The organism is Cupriavidus sp. SIMBA_020 (assembly GCF_046535395.1).
In the GTDB taxonomy this organism is placed as follows: domain Bacteria; phylum Pseudomonadota; class Gammaproteobacteria; order Burkholderiales; family Burkholderiaceae; genus Cupriavidus; species Cupriavidus campinensis.
In genome coordinates, this window is the sequence record NZ_JAWRWU010000005.1 from 363,293 (window position 1) to 385,861 (window position 22,569).

At 69.0% G+C, this 22,569-nt stretch carries 24 protein-coding genes; 23 read left to right on the forward strand and 1 reads right to left on the reverse strand.

All coding sequences use genetic code 11. The annotated features are described in order from the left end of the window. Positions 1-235: 235 nt before the first annotated feature. From hmgA to SB751_RS13125, 21 genes are all read left to right on the forward strand, one after another. On the forward strand, positions 236-1,570 hold the full coding sequence (gene hmgA / locus SB751_RS13025; RefSeq protein WP_211942830.1) for a homogentisate 1,2-dioxygenase: 1,335 nt from the start codon (positions 236-238) through the stop codon (positions 1,568-1,570). A gap of 19 nt (positions 1,571-1,589) precedes the next feature. Beyond that, positions 1,590-2,870, forward strand: a complete 1,281-nt coding sequence (gene fahA / locus SB751_RS13030) for a fumarylacetoacetase (RefSeq protein ID WP_144197095.1) — start codon at positions 1,590-1,592, stop codon at positions 2,868-2,870. Positions 2,871-3,329: 459 nt separating this feature from the next. After that, on the forward strand, positions 3,330-4,097 hold the full coding sequence (locus SB751_RS13035; RefSeq protein WP_144197096.1) for a beta-ketoacyl synthase chain length factor: 768 nt from the start codon (positions 3,330-3,332) through the stop codon (positions 4,095-4,097). Beyond that, the gene (locus tag SB751_RS13040) at positions 4,090-4,866 is read left to right on the forward strand and encodes a lysophospholipid acyltransferase family protein (RefSeq protein ID WP_144197097.1); all 777 of its coding nucleotides are present in this window, start codon (positions 4,090-4,092) and stop codon (positions 4,864-4,866) included. Before SB751_RS13035 ends, SB751_RS13040 begins: the two co-directional genes overlap by 8 nt. Next, positions 4,853-5,122: a phosphopantetheine-binding protein gene (locus tag SB751_RS13045; RefSeq protein WP_144197098.1), complete on the forward strand. Its 270-nt coding sequence runs from the start codon at positions 4,853-4,855 to the stop codon at positions 5,120-5,122. The genes SB751_RS13040 and SB751_RS13045 overlap by 14 nt, the downstream gene beginning before the upstream one ends. 41 nt (positions 5,123-5,163) lie before the next feature. Further along, entirely contained in the window at positions 5,164-5,421 is a 258-nt protein-coding gene (locus SB751_RS13050) for an acyl carrier protein (RefSeq protein ID WP_092299795.1), read from the forward strand. A 6-nt stretch (positions 5,422-5,427) separates the two neighbouring features. Next, on the forward strand, positions 5,428-5,985 hold the full coding sequence (locus SB751_RS13055; RefSeq protein WP_144197099.1) for a hypothetical protein: 558 nt from the start codon (positions 5,428-5,430) through the stop codon (positions 5,983-5,985). After that, complete coding sequence (locus SB751_RS13060; RefSeq protein ID WP_246118930.1) at positions 5,978-7,744, forward strand: AMP-binding protein; 1,767 nt, start codon at positions 5,978-5,980, stop codon at positions 7,742-7,744. The genes SB751_RS13055 and SB751_RS13060 overlap by 8 nt, the downstream gene beginning before the upstream one ends. After that, complete coding sequence (locus SB751_RS13065) at positions 7,741-8,490, forward strand: glycosyltransferase family 2 protein (RefSeq protein ID WP_144197100.1); 750 nt, start codon at positions 7,741-7,743, stop codon at positions 8,488-8,490. Before SB751_RS13060 ends, SB751_RS13065 begins: the two co-directional genes overlap by 4 nt. Then, positions 8,487-9,503, forward strand: a complete 1,017-nt coding sequence (locus tag SB751_RS13070; protein WP_250025912.1) for an acyltransferase — start codon at positions 8,487-8,489, stop codon at positions 9,501-9,503. The genes SB751_RS13065 and SB751_RS13070 overlap by 4 nt, the downstream gene beginning before the upstream one ends. 23 nt (positions 9,504-9,526) lie before the next feature. Continuing rightward, on the forward strand, positions 9,527-9,943 hold the full coding sequence (locus SB751_RS13075; RefSeq protein WP_144197102.1) for an acyl-CoA thioesterase: 417 nt from the start codon (positions 9,527-9,529) through the stop codon (positions 9,941-9,943). An 11-nt stretch (positions 9,944-9,954) separates the two neighbouring features. Further along, complete coding sequence (locus SB751_RS13080) at positions 9,955-10,560, forward strand: outer membrane lipoprotein carrier protein LolA (protein WP_410748109.1); 606 nt, start codon at positions 9,955-9,957, stop codon at positions 10,558-10,560. A 1-nt stretch (position 10,561) separates the two neighbouring features. Beyond that, positions 10,562-12,928, forward strand: a complete 2,367-nt coding sequence (locus tag SB751_RS13085; protein WP_246118936.1) for an MMPL family transporter — start codon at positions 10,562-10,564, stop codon at positions 12,926-12,928. A gap of 5 nt (positions 12,929-12,933) precedes the next feature. Next, on the forward strand, positions 12,934-14,163 hold the full coding sequence (locus SB751_RS13090) for an NAD(P)/FAD-dependent oxidoreductase (RefSeq protein ID WP_144197104.1): 1,230 nt from the start codon (positions 12,934-12,936) through the stop codon (positions 14,161-14,163). Next, positions 14,151-14,762: a DUF3261 domain-containing protein gene (locus tag SB751_RS13095; protein ID WP_244844913.1), complete on the forward strand. Its 612-nt coding sequence runs from the start codon at positions 14,151-14,153 to the stop codon at positions 14,760-14,762. The genes SB751_RS13090 and SB751_RS13095 overlap by 13 nt, the downstream gene beginning before the upstream one ends. Beyond that, complete coding sequence (locus SB751_RS13100; protein WP_144197105.1) at positions 14,759-15,949, forward strand: beta-ketoacyl-ACP synthase; 1,191 nt, start codon at positions 14,759-14,761, stop codon at positions 15,947-15,949. The genes SB751_RS13095 and SB751_RS13100 overlap by 4 nt, the downstream gene beginning before the upstream one ends. Position 15,950: 1 nt before the next feature. Continuing rightward, positions 15,951-16,448, forward strand: coding sequence for a hotdog family protein (locus SB751_RS13105; RefSeq protein ID WP_262389797.1), 498 nt, complete (start codon positions 15,951-15,953; stop codon positions 16,446-16,448). Further along, complete coding sequence (fabG, locus tag SB751_RS13110; RefSeq protein WP_144197106.1) at positions 16,445-17,176, forward strand: 3-oxoacyl-ACP reductase FabG; 732 nt, start codon at positions 16,445-16,447, stop codon at positions 17,174-17,176. Before SB751_RS13105 ends, fabG begins: the two co-directional genes overlap by 4 nt. Then, a complete protein-coding gene (locus SB751_RS13115; RefSeq protein WP_144197107.1) occupies positions 17,173-18,402 on the forward strand; it encodes a beta-ketoacyl-ACP synthase in 1,230 nt (409 codons plus the stop codon). The genes fabG and SB751_RS13115 overlap by 4 nt, the downstream gene beginning before the upstream one ends. An 82-nt stretch (positions 18,403-18,484) precedes the next feature. Further along, positions 18,485-18,940 carry an excinuclease ATPase subunit gene (locus SB751_RS13120; RefSeq protein WP_144197108.1) on the forward strand — a complete coding sequence of 152 codons (456 nt, stop codon included), beginning with the start codon at positions 18,485-18,487 and terminating at the stop codon, positions 18,938-18,940. Between the two features lie 78 nt (positions 18,941-19,018). After that, positions 19,019-19,681 carry a 4'-phosphopantetheinyl transferase family protein gene (locus SB751_RS13125; protein WP_244844912.1) on the forward strand — a complete coding sequence of 221 codons (663 nt, stop codon included), beginning with the start codon at positions 19,019-19,021 and terminating at the stop codon, positions 19,679-19,681. Positions 19,682-19,704: 23 nt separating this feature from the next. Here SB751_RS13125 and SB751_RS13130 read toward each other — a convergent pair whose 3' ends face one another. Next, complete coding sequence (locus SB751_RS13130) at positions 19,705-20,439, reverse strand: IclR family transcriptional regulator (protein WP_144197110.1); 735 nt, start codon at positions 20,437-20,439, stop codon at positions 19,705-19,707. 226 nt (positions 20,440-20,665) lie between these two features. Between SB751_RS13130 and SB751_RS13135 the strand changes: the two genes are divergently transcribed. Both SB751_RS13135 and SB751_RS13140 read left to right on the forward strand, forming a co-directional pair. Further along, a complete protein-coding gene (locus tag SB751_RS13135) occupies positions 20,666-20,941 on the forward strand; it encodes a helix-turn-helix domain-containing protein (RefSeq protein ID WP_144197111.1) in 276 nt (91 codons plus the stop codon). Then, a complete protein-coding gene (locus SB751_RS13140; protein WP_186296808.1) occupies positions 20,941-22,266 on the forward strand; it encodes a type II toxin-antitoxin system HipA family toxin in 1,326 nt (441 codons plus the stop codon). The genes SB751_RS13135 and SB751_RS13140 overlap by 1 nt, the downstream gene beginning before the upstream one ends. The last annotated feature ends 303 nt before the right edge of the window (positions 22,267-22,569 follow it).

A 22,569-nucleotide genomic window follows, 5' to 3' on the forward strand; every position in this document is an offset into this window, starting at 1 on the left:
GTGCCGCGTGCGTTTCCGTGCACATCTTCGTGCACGGTCTTCTGATTTCCGCTTCTCGTTTCCATCGTCCGCGCTGCCACACGCCGCCGGGTCACCTATTGTCATCCTAGGAACGACCTAGGGTCGCCCCCGGTTTGACACGTCCGTCCACCATCATTACGATATGGGAAACTGATTTCACAATTCGTAATTCGTCGCTGCGGCGAATGCAATCCGGGGCCCGAGAGGAGACTTCATGACCCAGACTCAACTGAACGAAGCGATGGCGGACGCCTCGGCGGCGGGCTATCTGTCCGGCTTCGCCAACGAATTCGCCACGGAGGCACTGCCCGGCGCGTTGCCCGTGGGCCAGAACTCACCCCAGCGCGCGCCCTATGGCCTGTATGCCGAGCAGATCTCGGGCACCGCCTTCACGGCGCCGCGCCCCCACAACCGCCGCGCGTGGCTGTACCGCATCCGCCCGGCCGCCATGCACCAGCCGTTCAGCCGTCTGGAGCCGGGCCGCTGGCTGAGCCGATTTGACGAAGTGCCGCCGTCGCCGAACCAGATGCGCTGGAGCCCGCCGGCCATGCCGACCGTGCCGACCGACTTTATCGACGGCATCGTGACGATGGCCGGTAATGGCAGCCCGGAAGCGATGACCGGTTGCGGCATCCACCTGTACCTGGCCAACCAGTCGATGCAGGACCGCTACTTCTACAACGCCGATGGCGAGATGCTGATCGTGCCGCAGCAGGGCCGCCTGCTGTTGTCGACGGAAATGGGCCGGCTGGCGGTGGAACCGCAGGAGATCGTTGTGATTCCGCGTGGCGTGCGCTTCCGCGTCGACCTGCCGGACGGCACCGCGCGCGGCTATATCTGCGAGAACTACGGCGCGCTGTTCAAGCTGCCGGACCTCGGCGTAATCGGCTCGAACGGGCTGGCCAATCCGCGTGATTTCCTGACGCCGGTGGCGAGCTACGAGGATCGCGAGGGAAAGTTCGAGCTCGTCGCCAAGTTCCAGGGCAATCTCTGGCAGGCCGAGATCGACCATTCGCCGCTCGATGTGGTGGCGTGGCACGGCAATTACGCGCCGTACAAGTACGATCTGCGCCGTTTCAACACGATCGGATCGATCAGCTACGACCATCCGGACCCGTCGATCTTCCTCGTGCTGCAGTCCCCGTCGGATACGCCGGGCGTGGACACCATCGACTTCGTGATCTTCGGCCCCCGCTGGCTGCCCGCGCAGAACACGTTCCGCCCGCCCTGGTTCCACCGCAACGTGGCGAGCGAGTTCATGGGCCTGATTTCAGGCGTGTACGATGCCAAGGCCGATGGTTTCGCGCCGGGTGGCGCCAGCCTGCACAACTGCATGAGCGGCCATGGCCCCGATGCGGAGACCTTCGAGCGGGCCTCCAGGGCCGACACGAGCCAGCCGCACCACATCACCGACACCATGGCCTTCATGTTCGAGACGCCGGGCGTGATCCGCCCGACGCCGTACGCGGCCCAGTCGGCGCTGCTCCAGCATGACTACTACACCTGCTGGCAAGGCCTGAAGAAGCATTTCAACCCGAACGTGCGCTGATTTACGGAAGATTCCCAAGATGACTGCCCCCAATACCGGCGTGCAAACGCGTGCCACCAGCTGGGTCGAATCGGCCAACGACGGCCAGACCCATTTCCCGATCCAGAACCTGCCGTACGGCCTGTTCTCGGCAAACGGCCAGACCCCGCGTGTGGGCGTGGCGATTGGCGACCAGGTTCTGGACCTTGCCGCGCTCGACGATGCCGGCCTGCTGCCGGCGGCGGCCAAGGGCGCGTTTGCGTCGGCCAGCCTCAATCGCTTTATCGCGCTGGGCCAGCCCGTGTGGCAGGCCACCCGCGCCCGGCTGACGGCGCTGCTCTCCGGCGAAGATGCCGCGCTGCGCGATAACGCGGCGCTGCGCGCCCAGGCCCTGGTGCCGATGGCGGGGGTGACGCTGCACCTGCCGGTCGAGATTCCGGGCTACACCGATTTCTATTCGTCGCGCGAGCACGCGACCAACGTCGGCCGCATGTTCCGTGACCCGGAAAACGCGCTGCTGCCGAACTGGCTCGAGATCCCTATCGGCTACAACGGTCGCGCCAGCTCGGTGGTGGTCAGCGGTACGGCGCTGCGCCGCCCCAACGGCCAGACCAAGCTGCCGAACGAGCCGCGCCCGACCTTCGGCCCGTGCCGCAAGCTCGACTACGAGCTTGAGCTGGGGTTCATCGTCGGTAAGGCGTCGGCGCTGGGCGAGCCGGTCAGTACGGCGGACGCCCCCGCGCACATGTTCGGCATGGTCATCCTCAACGACTGGAGCGCGCGCGACATCCAGCAGTGGGAATACGTGCCGCTCGGGCCGTTCAACAGCAAGTCGTTCGGGACGTCGATCTCGCCATGGGTGGTGACGATGGAGGCGCTCGAGCCGTTTCGCCGTGACAATCCGGCGCAGTCTCCGGAACCGCTGCCGTATCTGCGGCAGCAGGGCCGCAACGCCTACGACATCGCGCTCGAAGTGGCGCTGCAACCGGCCGGCGCGGCGCCCAGCACGGTCTGCCGCACCAACTTCAAGGCAATGTACTGGACCATGGCGCAGCAACTGGCGCACCACACGGTGTCTGGCTGCAATGTGCGCGTGGGCGACCTGATGGGCTCGGGTACGATCAGCGGCACCACGCCGGATTCTTGCGGCAGCCTGCTGGAGACCACGCGCAATGGCGCCGAGCCGGTGGCGCTGGCCGGCGGCGCGCAGCGCGGCTTCCTGGAAGATGGCGACACGGTGACCATGACCGGCTGGTGCCAGGGCGATGGCTACCGGGTTGGCTTTGGCGAGGTATCGGGGAAGATCCTGCCGGCGGCTTGATCGAAAGCCCCTCGGGGGCGTCCTCTGCACAAGGGCGGGGCGGCTGAAAAGCCGCGCCCGCCCTCGTTACATTTGCGAAGGATCGTTACGGTTGCGCCATTCCTACGGGTGCCGCTTTATGCGAGAATTCGCCCCTGACAAAAAACGTGTGGCGAAGTTCGCCGGGTTGAAACATTTCGGTTTTTGCTAGGAATGACCACCCGGAGCGCGCACCACTGACACCCCTCGACTGGGCGGCTCAGCTTAGGCCGAATCCCGCCGTTAGCTCGGCATACGCGAGATCCGGGTGTCGATAACTAATTTCGGCGAAATCCACGGATTTTGCTTCTAATTTCAGGGAAAAACGGAATCTGTCCCCCGGTGCGTTGGTCGCGCGCGGGCCGGCGCGCGCGCGCGGCCAACGTTGCCCCAGGCACGACGGGGGGACGCGGGGCTCACATTCCACCCAACGCGCACGGCATGGCAATTGAATTCGGAATTCGCGCATGGGCGGCCTGTGCGCCGGCATTGCAATCCCCGGAAGCCTGGCAGGCGTGGAGTCTTGCGCCATGGCTGCCCGAGGGATCGGATCTGCCGGCGCTCGCGGCCATGGCCCCGATGTTGCGCCGACGCGTCAATGCCATCGGCCGCGCGGCGCTACATCCCGCCTACGACACCCTCCCGCCCGACGAGTCACCCGCCAAGCCCGCCGCGCCCGCCGCGCCCGCCGTGTTCGCGTCGCGCCACGGCGACACCCGCCGCGCCTTCGACATGCTCAGCGAACTGGCCGCCGGCGAGCCGCTGTCTCCCACCGCGTTCGGCCTCTCCGTCCACAACGCCATTGGCGCGCTGTTCACGATCGACCGGGGTGACGCTTCCAACCTCCAGGCCGTGGCCGCTGGCCGCGACACCGTGGAAACGGCCGCCTTCGAAGCCTGCGCGCTGCTGGCCGATGGCGCGGACGAGGTGCTGCTGGTCTGCTACGACGCGCCGTTGCCCGAAGCCTATGCCGAGTTCGCCGACGAGCCCGGCTGCCTGTTCGGCTGGGCCTGGCGCATCGGCAAGCCGCGTCCGGGCGAGCCGGTGTTCCGGCTCGACATCGACCATGTGCGCGAGGCGGCGGACCCCGACACCGCCCATCCGGTGCTCCCGCACGCGCTGGACGTGCTGCGATTCATGCTGATCGGCGACGCCGAGCTGCGCCACCGCGGCGAACGCGCAGTCTGGAGGTGGCAGCGCCATGGTTGAACGCCTCGACCGCGCCTGGCGCGTGTGTGCCACCGGCTTCTGCTTCTCGAGCTTCGGCGTGGGTGGCCTGCTGCTGCGCGTGCTGGTGTTCCCGGCGCTTTCGCTGCTGCCGTGGTCCACCGAGACCCGCCAGCGCGCGTGCCGCGATGTCATCCATCATGCCTTCCGGCTGTTCCTCTGGCTGATGCGCAGCGTTGGCGTCATCGGCTACGAAATCCGCCATGCCGAACGGCTGCAACGCGAGGGGATGCTGGTGGTGGCGAACCATCCGTCGCTGATCGACGTGGTGTTCCTGATGGCGCTGACGCGCCGTGCCGACTGCGTGGTGAAGTCCGGCCTGGCGCGCAACCCGTTCACGCGCGGGCCGGTGCTGGCCACCGGCTGGGTGCAGAACGATAGCGGCGCGGCGATGGTGGACGACTGCATCGCCTCGCTGCGCGCCGGCAACAACCTGATCATTTTTCCGGAAGGCACGCGCACGCGCCCGGGCCAGCCGCTGCAACTCCAGCGCGGCGCGGCCAATGTGGCCGTGCGCGGTGGCTTTGCGCTCACCCCGGTGGTCATCCGCTGCGAACCGCCCACGTTGACCAAGGGCGAGAAGTGGTACCACGTGCCGGTGCGCCGCCCGCGCTTTGTCATCGACGTGCACCCGGACGTGCCGCCCGCACAGTGGGTGGCGCCGGGCACCGACGACGCCATGGCCGTGCGCCACCTGACCCAATCACTATCCGAGTTTTTCTCCAGGGAGATCCGCCGTGCAGGCGCTTGAGCAAGAAATCAAGGAACTGATCATCTCGTCGCTGTCCCTCGAGGACATGGCGGCTGACGATATCGACGCCACCGCGCCGCTGTTCATCGAAGGCCTGGGCCTCGATTCCATCGACGCGCTGGAACTGGGCCTGGCGCTGCAGAAGCGCTACGGCATCACCATGAATGGCGACAAGGAGGAAATCCGCGCGCGCTTTGCCAGTGTTTCGGCGCTGGCGGCGTTCGTGGCGTCGCAGCGCGGCCAGGCCCCGGCCTGAACCCGCGAGGAAATCGCAATACTGCTATACGGAGCCAGATCATGACTCACGACGAAATCTTCGCGCGCGTGGCGGCGGTTCTCGAGGAAACCTTCGAGATTGCCCCGGAGCGCATCACGCCCGAGGCGCGGCTGTACGACGACCTCGACATCGACAGCATCGACGCCGTTGACCTGCTGGTGAAGCTGAAGCCGATGCTGAACAAGCCGCTCAAGCCCGAGCAGTTCAAGTCCGTGCGCACCGTGCAGGACGTGGTGCAGGCGCTTGCGCTGCTGATCGACTCGCCGGCCACCGCCTGACGCCCGATGACCTGGCGCAAGTGGGGGCTGGGGCTGCTGACGCTGTCGTACCCGGTGGTGATCTACCTGGGGCTGCAGCACTTCTCGCCGCGCGTGATGGCGCTGGCGCTGGTGGCGCTCGCCCTGCTGCGTGCCGGCACCAGCCGCCAGGCCGGCTGGCGGGCGATGGCGGTGCTCGCGGCGGGGCTGGCCCTGATCGTGCTGGCCTCCGACCACGCGCTGCCCCTGAAGCTCTACCCGGTGCTGGTGAACGTGGCGATGCTGGGCGTGTTCGGCTGGAGCCTGCGCCATCCGCCCTCCCTGGTGGAGCGCATGGCCCGGCTGCGCGAGCCGAACCTGCCGCCCAGCGGCGTGGCCTATACGCGCCGGGTGACGCAGGCCTGGTGCGTGTTCTTTATCTGCAATGGCGCGGTTGCCGCCGTGACCGCGCTGGCCGCCAGCGACCGGGTCTGGGCGCTGTACAACGGCGCGATTGCCTATGGCCTGATCGGCGCGATGTTCGCCGGCGAATGGCTGGTGCGGCAGCGCGTCATGGCGCGGCATGCGGAGAATCGTCATGACTGAGCCAGCGCTGAGTAGTTTCACGGGCTTCACGGGCTTCACCGGCGTGGGTGCCGTGATGACCACTCAGGCGGCACGGGCCGCGCAGGGCAATGCCCAGGCGGCGGCGTTCGTTGCCAGCGTGGCGGCGTGGCGCCGAGCCTTCACGGCGGCGCCGGGCGCGCGCTGGGCGCTGTACTTCGAGGGCACGGCCGATTTCGCCGCCGCGCTGTTCGGCGCGTGGCATGCCGGCAAGCATGTTGTGCTGCCCGGCGATACCCGCGCGGAGACGCTCGCGGCGCTGCGCGGCCATGCCGATGGCTGGGCCGGCGAGTTGCCGGGCGGCTTGACGCCAGCCCCCGTACCCGTGTCAGTGCCCGGGGAAGGGGAGGCCGGCTGGCCCCCGCTCGGCACGCACGACACGTGGGTGACGCTGTTCACCTCCGGCTCCACGGGCGAGCCCGGGGCCATCGACAAGCGCCTGGCCCAGCTCGATGCCGAGGTCCACACGCTCCAGCAGGCCTTCGGCGCGCGCCTGCCCGCCGATGTGCGCGTGCTGAGCACGGTCTCGCACCAGCACATCTACGGCCTGCTGTTCACGGTGCTCTGGCCGCTGGCGGCAGGACGGCCGATGCCCGGCGCGCGGCTGGCCTTCCATGAGGAACTGGTGCGCGCCTGCGCGCGCGACACCCGCCCGGCGGTGCTGGTCAGCAGCCCGGCGCACCTGAAGCGGATGCCCGACGGGCTTGACTGGCCCGCCACGCGCCCCGTGCTGCAAGCGGTGTTCTCGTCCGGCGGGCCGCTCCCGCCCGAGGCCGCCGCCGACGCGCTGCGCCACACCGGCCGCTCGCCCATCGAGGTATTCGGCAGCTCCGAGACCGGCGGCATCGCCTGGCGCCAGCGCGCCGTGCAGGCAGACCGCTGGACCGCGCTGCCCGGCATCGCCTGGCGCCTGCAGGACGGCTTCCTGGCCGTGCGCTCGCCGCATCTGGCCGATGACGGCTGGTATGTCTGCGCGGACCGCGCGCTGCCTGCCGGGGATGACAGCTTCGTGCTGGCCGGCCGCGCCGACCGCATCGTCAAGATCGAGGAAAAGCGTGTCTCGCTGACGCAGATCGAGCAGCGGCTGGCTGCCTCGCCGCTGGTGCGCGAGGCGCGGGTCGTCATGGTCGAACTCGATGTCGGCACCCGCGTGGCTGCCGCCGTGGTGCCGGGTGACGCCGGACAGGCCATCCTCGACACCCATGGCCGCGCCGCGCTGACCGCCGCGCTGCGCGCGCATCTGGCCGATGCCGTGGACCCGGTGGCGCTGCCGCGCCGCTGGGCCTTCGTGCCGACGCTGCCGTGCAACGCGCAGGGCAAGACCACCGAAGCCATGCTGCGCGACCTGTTCCGCCGCACGGTGCCGGCCGCGCACTGGCTGGAGGCCGATGCCACCTCGGCCAGTTCGGCCACCTCGGCCACGGCCGCGCTGGACGTGACCGATGACCTGGCGATCTTCGACGGCCACTTTCCCGATACCCCGATCGTGCCGGGCGTGGCCCAGGTGGACTGGGTGATGGCGCTGGCGCCCCAGCGCCTGCCGATTCCCCCGCGCGAGCGCTTCGCGCGGCTGGACACGCTCAAGTTCCAGGCCGTGATCCAGCCCGGCACCACGGTGCGGATGGCGCTGACGTGGCAGCCGGATGCGCTCTCGCTCGGCTTCCGGCTGACGTCGGATACCGGCCCGCACGCCAGCGGCAAGATCGTCTTTCATCCCCATCCCCATCCCGATACGCCATGACGCCGTTCCGTCCGGTTGTGCTCGTGCCGGTCTATGACCACGAAGGCGCCATCGGCGCCATGGTCGATGCCATCCTCGCGCACCCGCTGCCGTGCCTGCTCGTGGACGACGGCAGCAGCCCGGCCTGCGAGCAGGTGCTGCGCGGGATTGCCGCCGCGCATCCCGAGCGCGCCCGCCTGATCCGCCTGTCCGTGAATCAGGGCAAGGGCGGGGCGATCATGGCCGGGTTCACGGAAGCGGCGCGGCTCGGCTACACGCACGCGCTGCAGATCGATGCCGATGGCCAGCACGATGCCGGCTGCATTCCCCAGTTCGTCGCACTCGCCCAGGCCCAGCCCGCCGCGATGATCTGCGGCCACCCGGTGTACGACGATTCGGTGCCGCGCCTGCGCCTCTATGCGCGCTACCTGACGCACATCTGGGTCTGGATCAACACGCTGTCGTTCCAGATCAAGGATTCGATGTGCGGCCTGCGGGTCTACCCGCTGGCGGCGGTGACCGCGCTGATGCGTGAGGTGGACCTGGGCCGGCGCATGGAGTTCGACACCGAGGTGCTGGTGCATCTGGTCTGGCGCGGCGTGCGCATCGTCAACGTGCCCACGCGCGTGACGTATCCGTCCGATGGCGTCTCGCATTTCCAGGCGTGGCGAGACAACCTGCTGATCTCGCGCATGCATACGCGGCTGTTCTTCGGCATGGTGTGGCGGCTGCCGCGCCTGCTCTGGCGCAAGGTGAGGCCCGCATGAGCACGGCGAAGCCACAGGCCGGGGGTACGGCTGACGCCGCCACGCGCCGCACGCCATCGCGCCACTGGAGCACCATCGGCGAGGCCACGTGCGTCTGGGGCGTCTGGTGCCTGTACGGGCTCTATCGCGTCTTCGGCCGCACGCTGTTCCGGGCGGTGCTGTACCCGGTGGTCACCTACTACTGGATCACGCATCCGCTGGCGCGCCGCGCGTCGATGGACTACCTCACGCGCATGGAGGCCACCGCCGGCGCGGTCGGCGGGCGGCCCACGTGGCGCCATACGCTGCGCCACCTGTTCTCGTTCGCCGACACGCTGCTGGACAAGCTGCTGTCCATCGGCGGCCAGTACCGCTTCGGCAACGTCACGCGGGAAGGCCATCAGGTGCTGCTGGACCAGATCGCCAGCGGGCAGGGCGGCATCATCATGACGGCGCACATGGGCTGCCTGGAGCTGTGCCGGGTGCTGGCCAACCAGCGGCAGGGGCTGCGGCTGACCGTGCTGGTGCATACCGCCCACGCCGAGCGCTTCAACCGGATCCTGTCGCGGCTCGATCCCAAATCGGGCCTCCAGCTCTATCAGGTGGACGATATTTCGCCCGCCACGGCGCTGGAGCTGGCGGCCAAGGTGCAGGCGGGCGAGTTTGTGGCGATTGCCGGCGACCGCGCGCCCGCGCACGGCGGCCGTGCCGTGCGCGTGCCGTTCCTGGGCACGCCGGCGCGCTTCCCGGTGGGCCCATACGTGCTGGCGGGGCTGATGCACTGCCCGCTGTACGCGATGGGCTGCGTGCGCCATGGCGACGGCCATCTGCTGCGCTTCACGGAACTCACGCGCGCGGTGACGCTCCCACGGGCGAGCCGTGACGCCGCGCTGACCGCGCTGGCCACGACTTACGCCGCATGGCTGGAGGCGCTGCTGGTGCGCTCGCCATTCGACTGGTTCAACTTCTACGACTTCTGGGCGGACGATCCGGTCCGTACCGGTCGCCAGGACGCGCACCAGGACGCGCACTAGGCCGCGCCGCCCACCGGAGACCTATGTCCAAACCTATCAGCCACGAGATCACGCTGACGCCGGCGTTCCATGACCTCGACCCGATGAACGTGGTCTGGCATGGCAACTACGTGCGCTACTTCGAGGTGGCACGCTGCGCGCTGCTCCAGCAGATCGGCTACGACTACCCGCAGATGCGCGATTCCGGCTACGCGTGGCCGGTGGTGGACCTGCGCGTCAAGTACGTGCGCCCGCTGGTCTACGGCCAGGAGATGATCGTGCGCGCCACCATCGTCGAATGGGAAAACCGGCTCAAGATCGACTACGAGATTCGTGACGCGGCGTCTGGCCAGCGCCTGACCAAGGGCTACTCGATCCAGGTGGCCGTGGACATGACGACGCAGGAGATGCTCTACGTCTGCCCGCCGGTGCTGCTGGAGAAGCTGGGGGTGCCGTCATGAGGCGCCGCCAGATGCTGCACGCGGGCGCCGCGCTGGCGCTGCTGGCTATGCTGCCGGCCCATGCCGAAGACCTGCTCGCCTCGGTGGCCAGACGGCTGGCCGACGCGCCGGTCATCCGCGGCAAGTTCGAGCAGACGCGCAGGCTGTCCGGCTTCAGCAATCCGCTGGTCTCGCGCGGCGATTTCGTGCTCACGCGCGGCCGTGGCGTGGTCTGGCAGACGCGCGAGCCGTTCCCGTCGAGCCTGCTGGTCACGCCCGAGAAACTGGTGATGCGCGGCGCCGACGGCAGCGTGCAGCAGCAGATGCAGGCCGAATCCCAACCCGCGATGCGCGTGGTGGGCGAGTCGATGATTGCCGTGCTGCGTGGCGACCTGCGCGGGCTCTCCGCGCGCTTCGACGTAACTGGCAAGCTGGTTGGCAGCGCCGGATGGGCGCTGACGCTGATCCCAAAGGATGCCGGCATGCGGCGCGTGTTCACGCGGATCGAGCTGGCCGGCGACAAGTTCGTGCGCGACGTGCGGCTCGAGGAAGCCGGCGGCGACAGCACCGTGGTCCGCATGATCGACCCGGCGGCCGCCGCCAAGCTGACCCCGGCCGAGGAGCAGCGCTTTGAGTAACGTGGCGGGCGGCGTGGCGATGCAGGGCGGCATCACGCGGCTGGCGCGTGGGCTGGCCATCGCCTGGCTGCTGATCGTGCTGGCCATGATTGCCCATCAGGTGCAGTTCTGGCGCGGCTCGCGGCTCGATACGGACGTGATGGCGCTGCTGCCGACCAGCGAACGTACGGCGGCGGCGGACCGCGTGCTGCGCCGGCTGGCCGACAGTGTGGCGCAGGAGGTAGTAGTGCTTGTCGGCAGCCCGGACTGGGCGCGCACGCGCGCCGCCGCGCAGCGCTTCAGCCAGGCCACGGCGCAGGGCGGCACGCTGCTGCAACCGGTGGACAAGATCGCCGCGTTCGACTTCGACAAGGCGCTCGACTTCTATCGCCCGTGGCGCGACCACCTGCTGACCGATGCGCAGCGCCAGCAGTTGCAGCAAGGAAATCCGGATCAGCTCGCCCAGCAGGCGCTGACGCGCCTCTACCAGCTCTCCACCGGGCCGCGCCTGACCGACTGGGCGGCCGATCCGCTGGGGCTGTGGCAGGACTGGTGGCTCTCCCGCGCCGCCGTGACGCGCGTGCAGGAGCGCGACGGGCTGGCCGCCTTGTCCGGCGATGGCAAGGAATGGGTGCTGCTGACGTACCACATCACCAAGCCGGCGTTCTCGGTCAGCGGCAGTACCGATTACAGCGACCTCCTGCGCACCGCCGGGGCCGCCGCGCGGCAGGGCGATGCCGATGTGCGCGTGGTGGCCGCCGGCATTCCGCTGCACGCGGAGGCCGCCGCCGCGCAGGCGAATTTCGAAATGAACGTGATCGGCTGGGGCTCGCTGGCGGCGGTGCTGCTGCTGGTCTGGCTGGCGTTCCGCTCGCTGCGGCCGATCGTGCTGGTGGGGCTGTCGCTGGCCATCGGCACGGCGGCGGCGATCTCGGCCACGGCCATCGTCTTCGACCGCGTGCACCTGATTACGCTGGTGTTCGGCGCCAGTCTGGTGGGCGTGGCGGAGGACTTCGGCATCCATTACTTCGTCTCGCGGCAGGCGCTGCCGCGCGCCACGCCGCCATCGGTCATGCGCCACCTGCTGCCCGGCATGGCGCTGGCGCTGGCAACGAGCGTGGTGGCGTATCTGGCGCTCGGCATCGCGCCGTTCCCGGGGCTGCGCCAGATGGCGCTGTTTTCGGCGGTGGGGCTGGTCGCCGCCTTCCTGACCGTGGTGCTCTGGTTCCCGCTGCTGGACCGGGGCGCGCTGCGGCCCACGCGGGTGTCGAACTGGCTGGCCGAGAGCCTCGCCCGCTGGCCGCGCGTGCGCGCGGACCGGCGCACGGCGCTGGCGCTTGGGGCGCTGGCCCTGTTTATCGTGCCGGGGATCTGGCAGCTGCGGATTGTCGATGACGTGCGCCAGCTGCAAAGCTCACCGCCGGCGCTGATCGAGGCGCAGCGCCTCACCGGCCGCCTGCTCGGCACGCCGAGCCCCGCGCAATTCGTGCTGGTGCGCGGCGCCACGCCGGACGAGGTGCTGGCGCGCGAGGAGGCCGTCAAGGCCGCGCTGGCGCCGGCCATCCGGCGCGGCGAACTGGCGGGCTTCCTGGCGATTTCCGACTGGGTGCCGTCCGCCGCCCGCCAACGCGCGGACGCCGCGCTGGCTGGCCGTCAGGAGGCCGCCGTGCGCGAGCGGGTGGCCCGCACGCTGGGCGGGTCGATTGCCGCGCCGGCGGCGTCCCCGGCCGATGCCGTGCTGACGCTGCCCGCCTGGCTGGCCAATCCGGTCTCCGGCACGCTGCGCCACCTGTGGCTGGACCGCGAGGGCAGCGGCTACGCCAGCGTGATGCTGCTGCGCGGGCTGGAAAATCCGGCAGTCATGTCTGGCATCGCCACCGCCGTTAACACGGTACAGGGCGCCGAATGGGCGGACCGCATCGCCGATCTGTCCTTCCTGCTGCACCACTACCGCGTGCTGATGAGCTGGCTGCTGCTGGCCGGCGCCGCCGGCGTGGCGCTGCTGCTGGCATGGCGCTATGGCCGTGCGGGCTGGCGCGCGCTGGCACCCACGCTGCTGGCCGCCGCCTTCAGCGTGGCCGTGCTGGGGTGGCTCGGCGTGCCGTTGCAGCTGTTCTCGGTGCTGGCGCTGGCGCTGCTGCTGGGCGTAGGTGTCGATTACGGCATATTTTTGCTTGAGCATCCCGGCGATGGCGTGTCCTGGACCGCCATCGTGCTCGGCGCGGCCAGCACGCTGCTGGCGTTCGGGCTGCTCGCACTGTCTTCCACGCCGGCGCTGCATGCGTTCGGCATGACGATGCTTTCGGGCGTGGGCGCGGTCTGGGTGCTGTCGCCATGGTTCCGGCCATTGGGCCGGCACGCCTCACAACAACAAGCTGAACAGGGTTGATTGATATGAAAACGGAACAGGTGGAGGTATTGATCGTCGGCGCCGGGCCCGCTGGCTCGGTGGCGGCTGGCCTGCTGCGCAAGCGCGGCATCCAGGTGCTCGTCATCGAGAAGGAGACGTTCCCGCGCTTCTCCATCGGCGAGAGCCTGTTGCCGCAGAGCATGGAATACATAGAGGAAGCCGGTATGCTGCAGGCCGTGGTGGAGGCCGGGTTCCAGTACAAGAACGGCGCCGCCTTCGCCCGGGGCGACCGCTACACGGAATTCGACTTCCGCGACAAGTTCTCCAAGGGCTGGGGCACCACCTATCAGGTGCAGCGTGCGCACTTTGACGATGTGCTGATCCGGGAAGCCGAGAAGCAGGGCGCCGAGGTGCGCTTCCGCCACGTGGTGGAGGCGGTGGATGTCACCGGCGCGCAGCCGGTGGTGACCGTGCGCGACCCGGACGGGCAGGCGTACACGGTGCAGGCGAAGTTCCTGCTCGATGCCTCCGGCTTCGGCCGCATCCTGCCGCGCCTGCTGAAGCTGGAGTCCCCGTCGAACTTCCCGGTGCGCGCGGCTATCTTCACGCACGTGGAAGACCGCGTGGCGCCCGGCACCTTCGACCGCAACAAGATCCGCATCGGCGTGCATCCCGAGCATGTCGATGTCTGGTACTGGACCATTCCGTTCTCGAATGGCCGCTGCTCGCAGGGCGTGGTGGCGGAGAAGTCGTTCCTGGACCGCTATCCGGGCGACGAGATGGCCAAGCTGAAGCAGTTGGTCAGCGAGGAACCGGGTCTGGCGCACCTGCTGCGCGACGCCAACTGGGATACGCCGGCGCGCCAGATCGTCGGCTACTCGGCCAATGTCAGCTCGCTGTGGGGCAAGGGCTACGCGCTGCTCGGCAATGCCGGCGAGTTCCTGGACCCGGTGTTCTCGTCGGGCGTGACGATTGCGTTCAAGTCGGCCAGCCTGGCCACGGCCTGCCTCGCCCGCCAGCTGGCCGGCGAAACCGTGGACTGGGAGGCCGACTACGCCAGACCGCTGAAGGCTGGCGTGGACTGCTTCCGCACCTTCGTCGAAGCCTGGTACGAGGGCCGCTTCCAGACCCTGATCTTCCATCCGAACGCCACGCCCGAGATTCGCCGGATGATCTCGTCGATCCTGGCCGGCTACGCCTGGGACCGAGACAACCCCTTCGTGGCCGAGTCCCGGCGGCGCCTCAACGTGCTGGAGCAGCTTTGCGCGGCCTGAGGCTCTTCTGCTCGATAACGGCGGGCGCGGCGCTTGCCGTACTGGCCATATTGGCTGGCTGCGCCGCGGCGCCGCCCGCCGGCCCCACGCCAGCCGTGGCCGAAGCGGACCGCCCGGCGGTGCCGCTGCTGCGCCTGCCGCCGGCGTCGCTGGGCCGCACGCTGCAATTGCAGCAGCAGATCACGGTGCGTTATCCGTCGCCGCAGGGCGAGCAGACGCGCGACATCCTCGCGCTGCTGGAGGCCGATGCCGGCCACACCCGGCTGGCCGCGCTGGCTGGTGGGCAAGTGCTGGCCCGGCTGGACTGGGACGGCAGTGACCTGCGCGTGACACGTGCGCCGTGGGCGCCCGCGGAACTCGTGCCGGAGCGTATCCTCAGTGATCTGCAGCTGTCGCTCTGGCCGGTGGCAGCCATTCGCGCGGCGCTGCCGCCGGGCTGGCGCCTGGACGCCACGCCGGCCATGCGCCGCCTGCTGGCCGGTGACGAACTCGTGGCCGAGATCCGCTATCCCGACGCAGCCACCACGGAGTTTGTGCAGCGCCGCGACGGCTACCGGCTGACCATCCGCACGCTGCAGGGTGAAGGAGCACGGCCATGACGATTTTCCTGAACGCGATGAATGTCATCTGCGCACTGGGCAGCGGCAACGACGCCGTGCGCGCTGCGCTGTGGCGCACGGATGGCCCGGCGGGCGGCGAAGTTACAGACCGCTACACACCCGGCACGCCGCTGCACCTCGGTACCGTGCGCGAGCCGGTGGCGGCCACCGACCTGCCGGCCGGCCTCGCGCCCGCATTGTGCAGCCGCAACAACGCGCTGCTGGACCGCACGCTGGTTGCGCTGCGCCCCGCTGTGGAAGCCGCCATCGCCCGCGTGGGCCCGACCCGCGTGGCCATCGTGCTCGGCACCAGCACCTCGGGCATCAGTGACGGCGAACTGGCCGTGCGCGCGCGGCACGCCGCCGGCACCTGGCCGGATGCCTTCCATTACGGCCAGCAGGAGCTGGGCTCGCCCGCGCAGTACCTCGCACTGGCGCTGGGCACGGCCGGACCGGCCTATACGATCTCCACGGCATGTTCGTCGAGCGCGAAGGCGCTGGCCGCCGCCGCGCGGCTGCTGGAGCAGGGCATGGCCGACGTGGCCATCGCCGGTGGGGTGGACACGCTGTGCGCGTTCACGATCGCCGGCTTCCGCTCGCTCGACTCGGTCAGCGCGGAGCGGTGCAATCCGCTGTCCGCCCATCGCCACGGCATCAACCTGGGCGAGGGTGCGGCGCTGTTCCTGATGTCGCGCGAGGCCGGCCCGGTACGGCTGGCCGGCTGGGGCGAGACGTCCGATGCGCACCATATGTCCGCGCCGGACCCGGCTGGCGCCGGCGCCCGCGCCGCCATGCAGGAGGCCATGACGCGCGCCGGCGTGCAGCCGGCCGACATCGACTATCTGAACCTGCACGGCACGGCCACCGAGCAGAACGACGCAATGGAGTCGCGCGCCGTGGCAGACCTGCTCGGGCTCGACGTGCCGGTCAGCTCGACCAAGCCGCAGACCGGGCACACGCTGGGCGCCGCCGGCGCCGTGGAAGCCGCGCTGATGGTGCTGACCCTGACCGACAACCCGCGTGGGCGCCTGCCGGCCCATTGGTGGGACGGCGCGGCCGATCCGACGCTGCCGCCGCTGCACGTGGTGGGCGCGGACGAGTCGCTGGGCCGGGCACCGCGCTACGTGATGAGCAATTCGTTCGCGTTCGGCGGCAGCAACAGCGTGCTGGTGCTGGGAGAGGGCTGACATGACAACGCCTGATGTGACACCTGACTCGACACCTGTCGCCATGCCGCCCCTGCCGCCGGTGTCCGAAGTGGTGCCCCACGCGGGCGCCATGCGGCTGATCGACGAACTTGTCCAGGCCGATGGCGAGCACTGCGTGGCCCGCGCCACGGTGCGCGCCACCCAGCTGTTCGTGGACGATGCCGGCATGCCCGGCTGGGTCGGTATCGAATACATGGCCCAGACGATTGCCGCCTGGGCTGGCGTGCGCGAGCGCGCGGCGGGCCGCCCGCCGGGGTTGGGCTTCCTGCTCGGCTCGCGCCGCTATGCCTGCGACGTGCCCGCGTTTCCGGTGGGCAGCGTGCTGACTATCCGCACCCAGGTGGAGCTGATCGGGGACAACGGCCTCGGCCTGTTCGCCTGCACGGTCGAGATGGATGGCCGCGACGTGGCGCGCGCCAATGTTTCCGTTTTCCAGCCTGCGGATGCGCAGGCGTTTCTCCAGGGGCAGCAAGCATGACGAACAAGACCGTGCTGGTCACGGGCTCCTCGCGCGGCATTGGCCGCGCCATTGCGCTGCGGCTCGCCCGCGACGGCTACGACGTGGTGGTGCACTGCCGAGCCCGCCGGGACGACGCCGACTCCGTGGCGGACGCCGTGCGCGCCTTCGGCCGCAACGCGCGCGTGCTGGCCTTCGATATCAGCGACCGCCAGGCCACCGCCAGCGTGCTGCATGCCGACATCGAGGAACACGGCACCTATTACGGCGTGGTCTGCAACGCGGGCATCGCGCGGGACGCGGCGTTTCCGGCCATGAGCGGCGAGGAATGGGACGAGGTGGTCCATACCAACCTCGACGCCTTCTACAACGTGCTCAACCCGCTGGTGATGCCGATGGTGCAGCGCCGCCAGCCGGGCCGCATCGTTACGCTGTCGTCGGTGTCCGGGCTGGTGGGCAACCGGGGCCAGACCAACTACAGCGCGGCCAAGGCCGGCATCATCGGCGCCACCAAGGCGCTCGCCATCGAACTGGCCAAGCGCCACATCACGGTCAACTGCGTGGCGCCGGGGCTGATCGACACGGAAATGGTGGACGAGCATGTGCGCGAGGAAGCGCTGAAGATGATTCCCGCGCGGCGCATGGGCACGCCGGACGAGGTGGCGGCCACGGTGGCCTTCCTGCTCTCGCCGGATGCCGGTTACATTACACGGCAGGTGATTTCGGTGAACGGGGGGATGTTCGGATGAAGCGGGTTGTCGTAACCGGCGCGGGCGCGATCAGCGCATTGGGCAACGACTGGACCACGGTGCGCGAGCGCCTGGCCAGCGGCCGCAATGCCGTGGTGCGGATGCCGGAGTGGGCCGACATCAAGGGCCTGAACACGCAGCTCGGGGCGCCGGTGCCGCCATTCGCGCTGCCGGCTCACTACACGCGCAAGGCCACGCGGTCCATGGGCCGCGTCTCGCTGATGGCGGTGCTGGCCAGCGAGGCCGCGCTGGCGGATGCCGGCCTGACCGGCCATCCGATCATCACGGGCGGGCAGATGGGCATCGCCTACGGCTCGTCCACGGGCACGCCATCCGCGATCCAGGACTTCGGCCGGATGATGACCGAGCGCACCACCGAGGACATCAGCGCCACCACCTACATCCGCATGATGCCGCACACCACGGCGGTCAATATCGGGGTGTTCTTTGGCATCACGGGGCGCATTCTGACCACCTCCAGCGCGTGCACGTCCGGCAGCCAGGGCATCGGCTACGCCTACGAGACGATCCGCGCGGGCCGCCAGGTGGCGATGCTGGCCGGCGGCGGCGAGGAGTTGGATGCGACCGAGGCGGCCGTTTTCGACACGCTGTTCGCCACCAGCACGCGCAACGACGCCCCCGAGGCCACGCCGCGTCCGTTCGACGCGGACCGCGACGGCCTGGTGCTGGGTGAGGGCGCCGGCACGCTGGTGCTCGAGGAACTGGAGCACGCCCAGGCACGTGGCGCGCGCATCCTGGCCGAGATCGTCGGCTACGGCACCAACAGCGACGGCGCCCACGTGACCCAGCCGCAGGCCGCAACCATGGCCGTGGCCATGCGGCAGGCGCTGGAGGACGCCGGGCTGGCGCCGGAGCGCATCGGCTACGTCAATGCGCACGGCACGGCCACCGACCATGGCGACATCGCCGAATCCCATGCCACGCACGCGGTGCTGGGCGGCGCCGTGCCGGTCAGCTCGCTGAAGAGCTACCTCGGCCACACGCTGGGCGCATGCGGGGCGCTGGAGGCGTGGATGAGCATCGAGATGATGCGTGATGGCTGGTTCGCGCCGACGGTGAACCTCGTCAACCCGGACCCGCGCTGCGCGCCGCTGGACTACATCATGGGCGAAGGCCGCCGATTCGACACCGAGTACGTGATGAGCAACAATTTCGCGTTCGGCGGCATCAACACCTCGCTGGTGTTCCGCCGCTGGGACGCCTGAGCAGATAGCCGTACCCGAGCCGTACCCGAGCCGTACCACCGTCTGGTTTCATCGCTCAACAATCAAGAACAAAGGAAGGTCAATGAAATTCGCTCTCCCGCTGGTCGCCCTCGCCATCGCCAGTACCGGCACGCTGCTGTCCGCGCCTGCGGCCGCGCGCGACACCAAGTACATGCTGCCGTTCCAGGAAGTCCTGGACATGCCGGAAGCCAAGGAAAAGCTCGACGGCTCGGTCATGTTCTATCTGGCCGGGCAGAAGACGCCGAAGGTGCTTGAGAAGAAGGACAGCGACGTCTCGAACAAGAAGACCAACGGCGTGGGCAAGGCTGACGAGGAAGCGTGCCGCTGGGCTGCGCTCTCGGCGCTGATCTCGTTCCAGGACAAGGCCAAGTCGCTGGGCGCGAATGCAGTGGTGGACATGGTGAGCTATTACAAGAAGGACACCAACGCCAGCACCACCGAGTACGAGTGCCACGCCGGCGCCGTGGTGGTGGGCGTGACGCTGAAGGGCACCTACGCCAAGGTCGCCGCCAAGTAAGGCGGCATCGATCGACGGGACCTGTTTGACGTTTTCAGGACGATTGCCATGCCGCTCGCGCTGCGCACAGGATCGGTCATGGCATTCGCGGCCATGGCGCCACCCGTCAGCCGCTGGATGTCGCCAGAGGAGCTGGCGCGGCTGGCCGCCATGCGCGCCCGGGCCCGCGCCGAGCAGTTCGCGGCGGGCCGCTGGCTTGCCCGCCGGCTGCTGGCGGTGACGTTCGGCGGGGATGCAGCGGAATGGTCGCTGTCGGCGGCCGAGGACGCGCCGCCGCTGGCGACCCATACCGGCGGGGCCGTCGGCACGCCGGTATTCCTGTCGATTGCCCATTCGGGTGATCACCTGGCTTGCGCCGTGTCCGACCTGCCGGTTGGCATCGACATCGAGGAAATGCAGCCGCGCAAACACCTGGACACGCTGATCGAGGCCACCACCACGGAGGCCGAGCGCGGCGCGGTGCCGGCCCTGCTGGACGTGGGCGACGAGTTGGCGAAGCTGGAGGCCTTCTATGACCTCTGGACGCTCAAGGAAGCCTGGATCAAGTGCCACGGCGGCAATCTGTTCCGGACCATGATGGGCCACGTGGTGGAAGCCGTGCCGGTGGCGATGGCGCACGCCAATGGCGTCACGTGGCGGCGCGATGACGCGGTGCTGGCGCTGACGGCGTCGGCGCCGCTGGCGTCGGTGTCGGTGCCCAATCCGGCTGGATGGCGCCTCCGCGCGCAACAGATCGACTAGATCCGCCCGGCAGAGCCGTAGCGTCAGATCTTCTCCAGCGCCGCGCATGCCGCGCGCAGGATGGCCGCGTAGCGCTCCAGATGCGGCTCGATCCGGTAGACCGGGCCGGCAATCGAGATCGCGTAACTCTCGCCCGACAACCGTACCGGCCAGGCCAGTGCGCCGACATCGGGCATCGACTCACTGAGGTTCACGTACGCGCCGCGCTCGCGCGCTTGCCGGAGGTCGGCCTCCAGCGCCGCCGGCGTGGCCAGCGTGCGCGCGGTGAATGGCTGGAAGGGCAGTTGTGCGAGCAGGGCGGCGCGCTCGGCGTCGTCCATGGCGGCCAGCAGCGCCTTGCCGATCGAGTTCGCATGGAGTTCGCGCCGCTCGCCGGCCGTGGCGATATAGCGGATTGCGTGTGGCGATTCAAGCACATCGAGATAGACCACCGCATGGCCTTCGTGCAGCTTGCCGATGACGATGGTCTCCCCGGTGGCTTCGCGCAATTCGCTCATGGTGCCGTGCACGCGATCGAGCACGGGGTCGTGGCGGGCAATCTGCTGGGCCATGGCCAGCAGCCGGCCGGTGGGGTAGTAGCCCTGGCGGCGGGCCGTCTCATAAAGATAGCCGAGCGAAGTCAGCGTGCGGATCAGCGCCAGGCAGCTCGAGGCCGGCACGGACAGCAGCCGGGACAGTTCCGAGAGGGACAGCGCGCGCCGTTCGCGCGCAAAGGTCTCGATGATCTCGATCACGCGCAGGGCGGTCTTGACATTCATCGAGGGCGGCTTGGCAGCGGACGGATCGGGACGCGCGGGCATCGGGGCGTGGGCATGCAATCAGGAGGGATATGGGGCCGGAATGTACCACGGCGTGCCCGATGGGCCCCGTCGCTACAGCTTATCGGATGTATTCTAATTTTACGCCCGATAAGCTGTATCTTGAAAATACAGCCGAAATAGCGTAAAACGGCTTTACAACTTTCTAGCTGTATTCTCGCCCACCATGTATCCCATCCGCATCATCAGCCAGCTACGGCCGATCCTCCAGGGCTTCCGCAAGTCCCGCGGGCTGACCCAGGCGCAACTCGCGGCGCGCCTGGGGGTGAGCCAGCAGACCTATGCCCGGCTGGAAGCCAACCCGGCGCGCGTCAGCGTGGAGCGGCTACATGCGGTGTTGCAGGCGCTGGACGTGGAAATGCTGCTGTCGACCAATGGGGACGAGGACTATCGTGGCGGCGGCGCCATGCTCCGCCAGCCCCCACCGCACGAGCCCTGGTAATGGGACGCCGCCCTTTGCGACGCCAGCTCGGCGTCTGGATGAACGGCCATTTCACGGGCGTGTGGGCTCAGGGCAGCGAGGGCGAGACCTTCCACTACGCGGCACGTTGGATCCACAGCCCGCAAGGCCGGCCGCTGTCGCTCTCGATGCCGTTCCGGTCAGACAATGCACCGTACCGTGGCCGCGTGGTCACGGATTACTTCGACAACCTGCTGCCGGATAGCGACGCCATCCGCCGGCGGCTTGCGCAGCGCCATCGCACGCGTGGCATCGCTCCTTTCGATCTACTCACGGCGCTGGGCCGCGACTGCGTGGGCGCGCTGCAGCTGCTGCCCGAAGGCGAGGTGCCCGAAGAGCTTCGCGTCATCGAGGGCAGTCCGGCCGATGACGCGCACATTGCCCGCTTGCTGCGCGACACCACGAGTGCATCGCCCCTCGGCCAGCATGGCGACGATGCCGACCTGCGCCTGTCGATTGCCGGTGCGCAGGAAAAGACCGCGCTGCTGCGCCGGGGCGGCCAGTGGTTCATTCCGCACGGCAGTACGCCCACGACCCATATTCTCAAGCTGCCGCTCGGGCTGGTGGGCAATATGCGCGCGGACATGCGCACGTCCGTCGAGAACGAATGGCTTTGCGCGCAGCTGGTCGAGGCCTTCGGCCTGCCCATCGCGGCGTGCGAGATGGCGATGTTCGAGGACCAGAAGGCGCTGGTGGTCGAGCGCTTCGACCGGCGCGTGGCGCCCGATGGCGCATGGATCCTGCGCCTGCCCCAGGAGGACTTCTGCCAGGCGATGGGCATGTCCCCGCTGGTCAAGTACCAGGCCGATGGCGGGCCGGGCATCGCGGACATCATGGCGATCCTGTCCGGCTCCGACGCGCGCGAGGCGGATCGTCGCAATTTCTTCAAGACGCAGATCCTGTTCTGGATGCTCGCGGCTACGGACGGGCACGCCAAGAACTTCAGCCTGAGCATTGGCCCGGGTGGCCGCTACTGGGCTACGCCGCTATATGACGTGCTCTCGGCACATCCCATCGTCGGGGGCGGGGCCAATCAGCTGGCCATGCAGAAGGCGCGCATGGCCATGGCGGTGCGGGGCTCGCAGAATTACTACCGGCTGGCCCAGATCCAGCGTCGGCACTGGATAGCCCAGGGGCGGCAGGTGGGGCTGCCCGAGGCGGATGTGGAATCGATAATCGCCGAACTCGTGGCCGCCGTGGACCCGGCGCTTGCCGCCGTCGCGGCCCGCCTGCCCCGGGATTTTCCGCAGGACCTGGCCGGGGCCGTGTTCGATGGCATCAGGGCGCAAGGCAAGAAGCTGCTATAATGCCGGACTTGGTCCTCTCTCCAGACGACAGGACCGGGTGCCGACATCACTACAATGACTCAGTTTTGGCACCCTTCGGGCGTACACCCGAATCGATCCGGGCCACGTGGCCCGTCACCATATTGACCGGCGGCAAGTCCGCTCCGTACCCGGCACGCCCCGTACCAGCGCGCCAGCTTACGCAAGCACGGTCACTCCGCGTCAATCGCGACGACATGCACCTCAGTGCGTGTTGCGCACATTGACCCTCCTTCCCATCGCGTTGGAACCAACTGGCAAGCAGTGGCGCACATCGGTGCCCGG

What these genes read in the sequence shown, in the direction of transcription:
- SB751_RS13125 (WP_244844912.1), top strand. Translation starts at nt 19,019, where the DNA reads ATGGCATTCGCGGCCATGGCGCCACCCGTCAGCCGCTGGATGTCGCCA.
- SB751_RS13080 (WP_410748109.1), top strand. Translation starts at nt 9,955, where the DNA reads ATGCTGCACGCGGGCGCCGCGCTGGCGCTGCTGGCTATGCTGCCGGCC.
- hmgA (WP_211942830.1), top strand. Translation starts at nt 236, where the DNA reads ATGACCCAGACTCAACTGAACGAAGCGATGGCGGACGCCTCGGCGGCG.
- SB751_RS13100 (WP_144197105.1), top strand. Translation starts at nt 14,759, where the DNA reads ATGACGATTTTCCTGAACGCGATGAATGTCATCTGCGCACTGGGCAGC.
- SB751_RS13135 (WP_144197111.1), top strand. Translation starts at nt 20,666, where the DNA reads ATGTATCCCATCCGCATCATCAGCCAGCTACGGCCGATCCTCCAGGGC.
- SB751_RS13070 (WP_250025912.1), top strand. Translation starts at nt 8,487, where the DNA reads ATGAGCACGGCGAAGCCACAGGCCGGGGGTACGGCTGACGCCGCCACG.
- fahA (WP_144197095.1), top strand. Translation starts at nt 1,590, where the DNA reads ATGACTGCCCCCAATACCGGCGTGCAAACGCGTGCCACCAGCTGGGTC.
- SB751_RS13060 (WP_246118930.1), top strand. Translation starts at nt 5,978, where the DNA reads ATGACTGAGCCAGCGCTGAGTAGTTTCACGGGCTTCACGGGCTTCACC.
- SB751_RS13090 (WP_144197104.1), top strand. Translation starts at nt 12,934, where the DNA reads ATGAAAACGGAACAGGTGGAGGTATTGATCGTCGGCGCCGGGCCCGCT.
- SB751_RS13130 (WP_144197110.1), bottom strand. Translation starts at nt 20,439, where the DNA reads ATGAATGTCAAGACCGCCCTGCGCGTGATCGAGATCATCGAGACCTTT.
- SB751_RS13115 (WP_144197107.1), top strand. Translation starts at nt 17,173, where the DNA reads ATGAAGCGGGTTGTCGTAACCGGCGCGGGCGCGATCAGCGCATTGGGC.
- SB751_RS13120 (WP_144197108.1), top strand. Translation starts at nt 18,485, where the DNA reads ATGAAATTCGCTCTCCCGCTGGTCGCCCTCGCCATCGCCAGTACCGGC.
- SB751_RS13105 (WP_262389797.1), top strand. Translation starts at nt 15,951, where the DNA reads ATGACAACGCCTGATGTGACACCTGACTCGACACCTGTCGCCATGCCG.
- SB751_RS13035 (WP_144197096.1), top strand. Translation starts at nt 3,330, where the DNA reads ATGGCAATTGAATTCGGAATTCGCGCATGGGCGGCCTGTGCGCCGGCA.
- fabG (WP_144197106.1), top strand. Translation starts at nt 16,445, where the DNA reads ATGACGAACAAGACCGTGCTGGTCACGGGCTCCTCGCGCGGCATTGGC.
- SB751_RS13140 (WP_186296808.1), top strand. Translation starts at nt 20,941, where the DNA reads ATGGGACGCCGCCCTTTGCGACGCCAGCTCGGCGTCTGGATGAACGGC.
- SB751_RS13050 (WP_092299795.1), top strand. Translation starts at nt 5,164, where the DNA reads ATGACTCACGACGAAATCTTCGCGCGCGTGGCGGCGGTTCTCGAGGAA.
- SB751_RS13055 (WP_144197099.1), top strand. Translation starts at nt 5,428, where the DNA reads ATGACCTGGCGCAAGTGGGGGCTGGGGCTGCTGACGCTGTCGTACCCG.
- SB751_RS13075 (WP_144197102.1), top strand. Translation starts at nt 9,527, where the DNA reads ATGTCCAAACCTATCAGCCACGAGATCACGCTGACGCCGGCGTTCCAT.
- SB751_RS13040 (WP_144197097.1), top strand. Translation starts at nt 4,090, where the DNA reads ATGGTTGAACGCCTCGACCGCGCCTGGCGCGTGTGTGCCACCGGCTTC.
- SB751_RS13065 (WP_144197100.1), top strand. Translation starts at nt 7,741, where the DNA reads ATGACGCCGTTCCGTCCGGTTGTGCTCGTGCCGGTCTATGACCACGAA.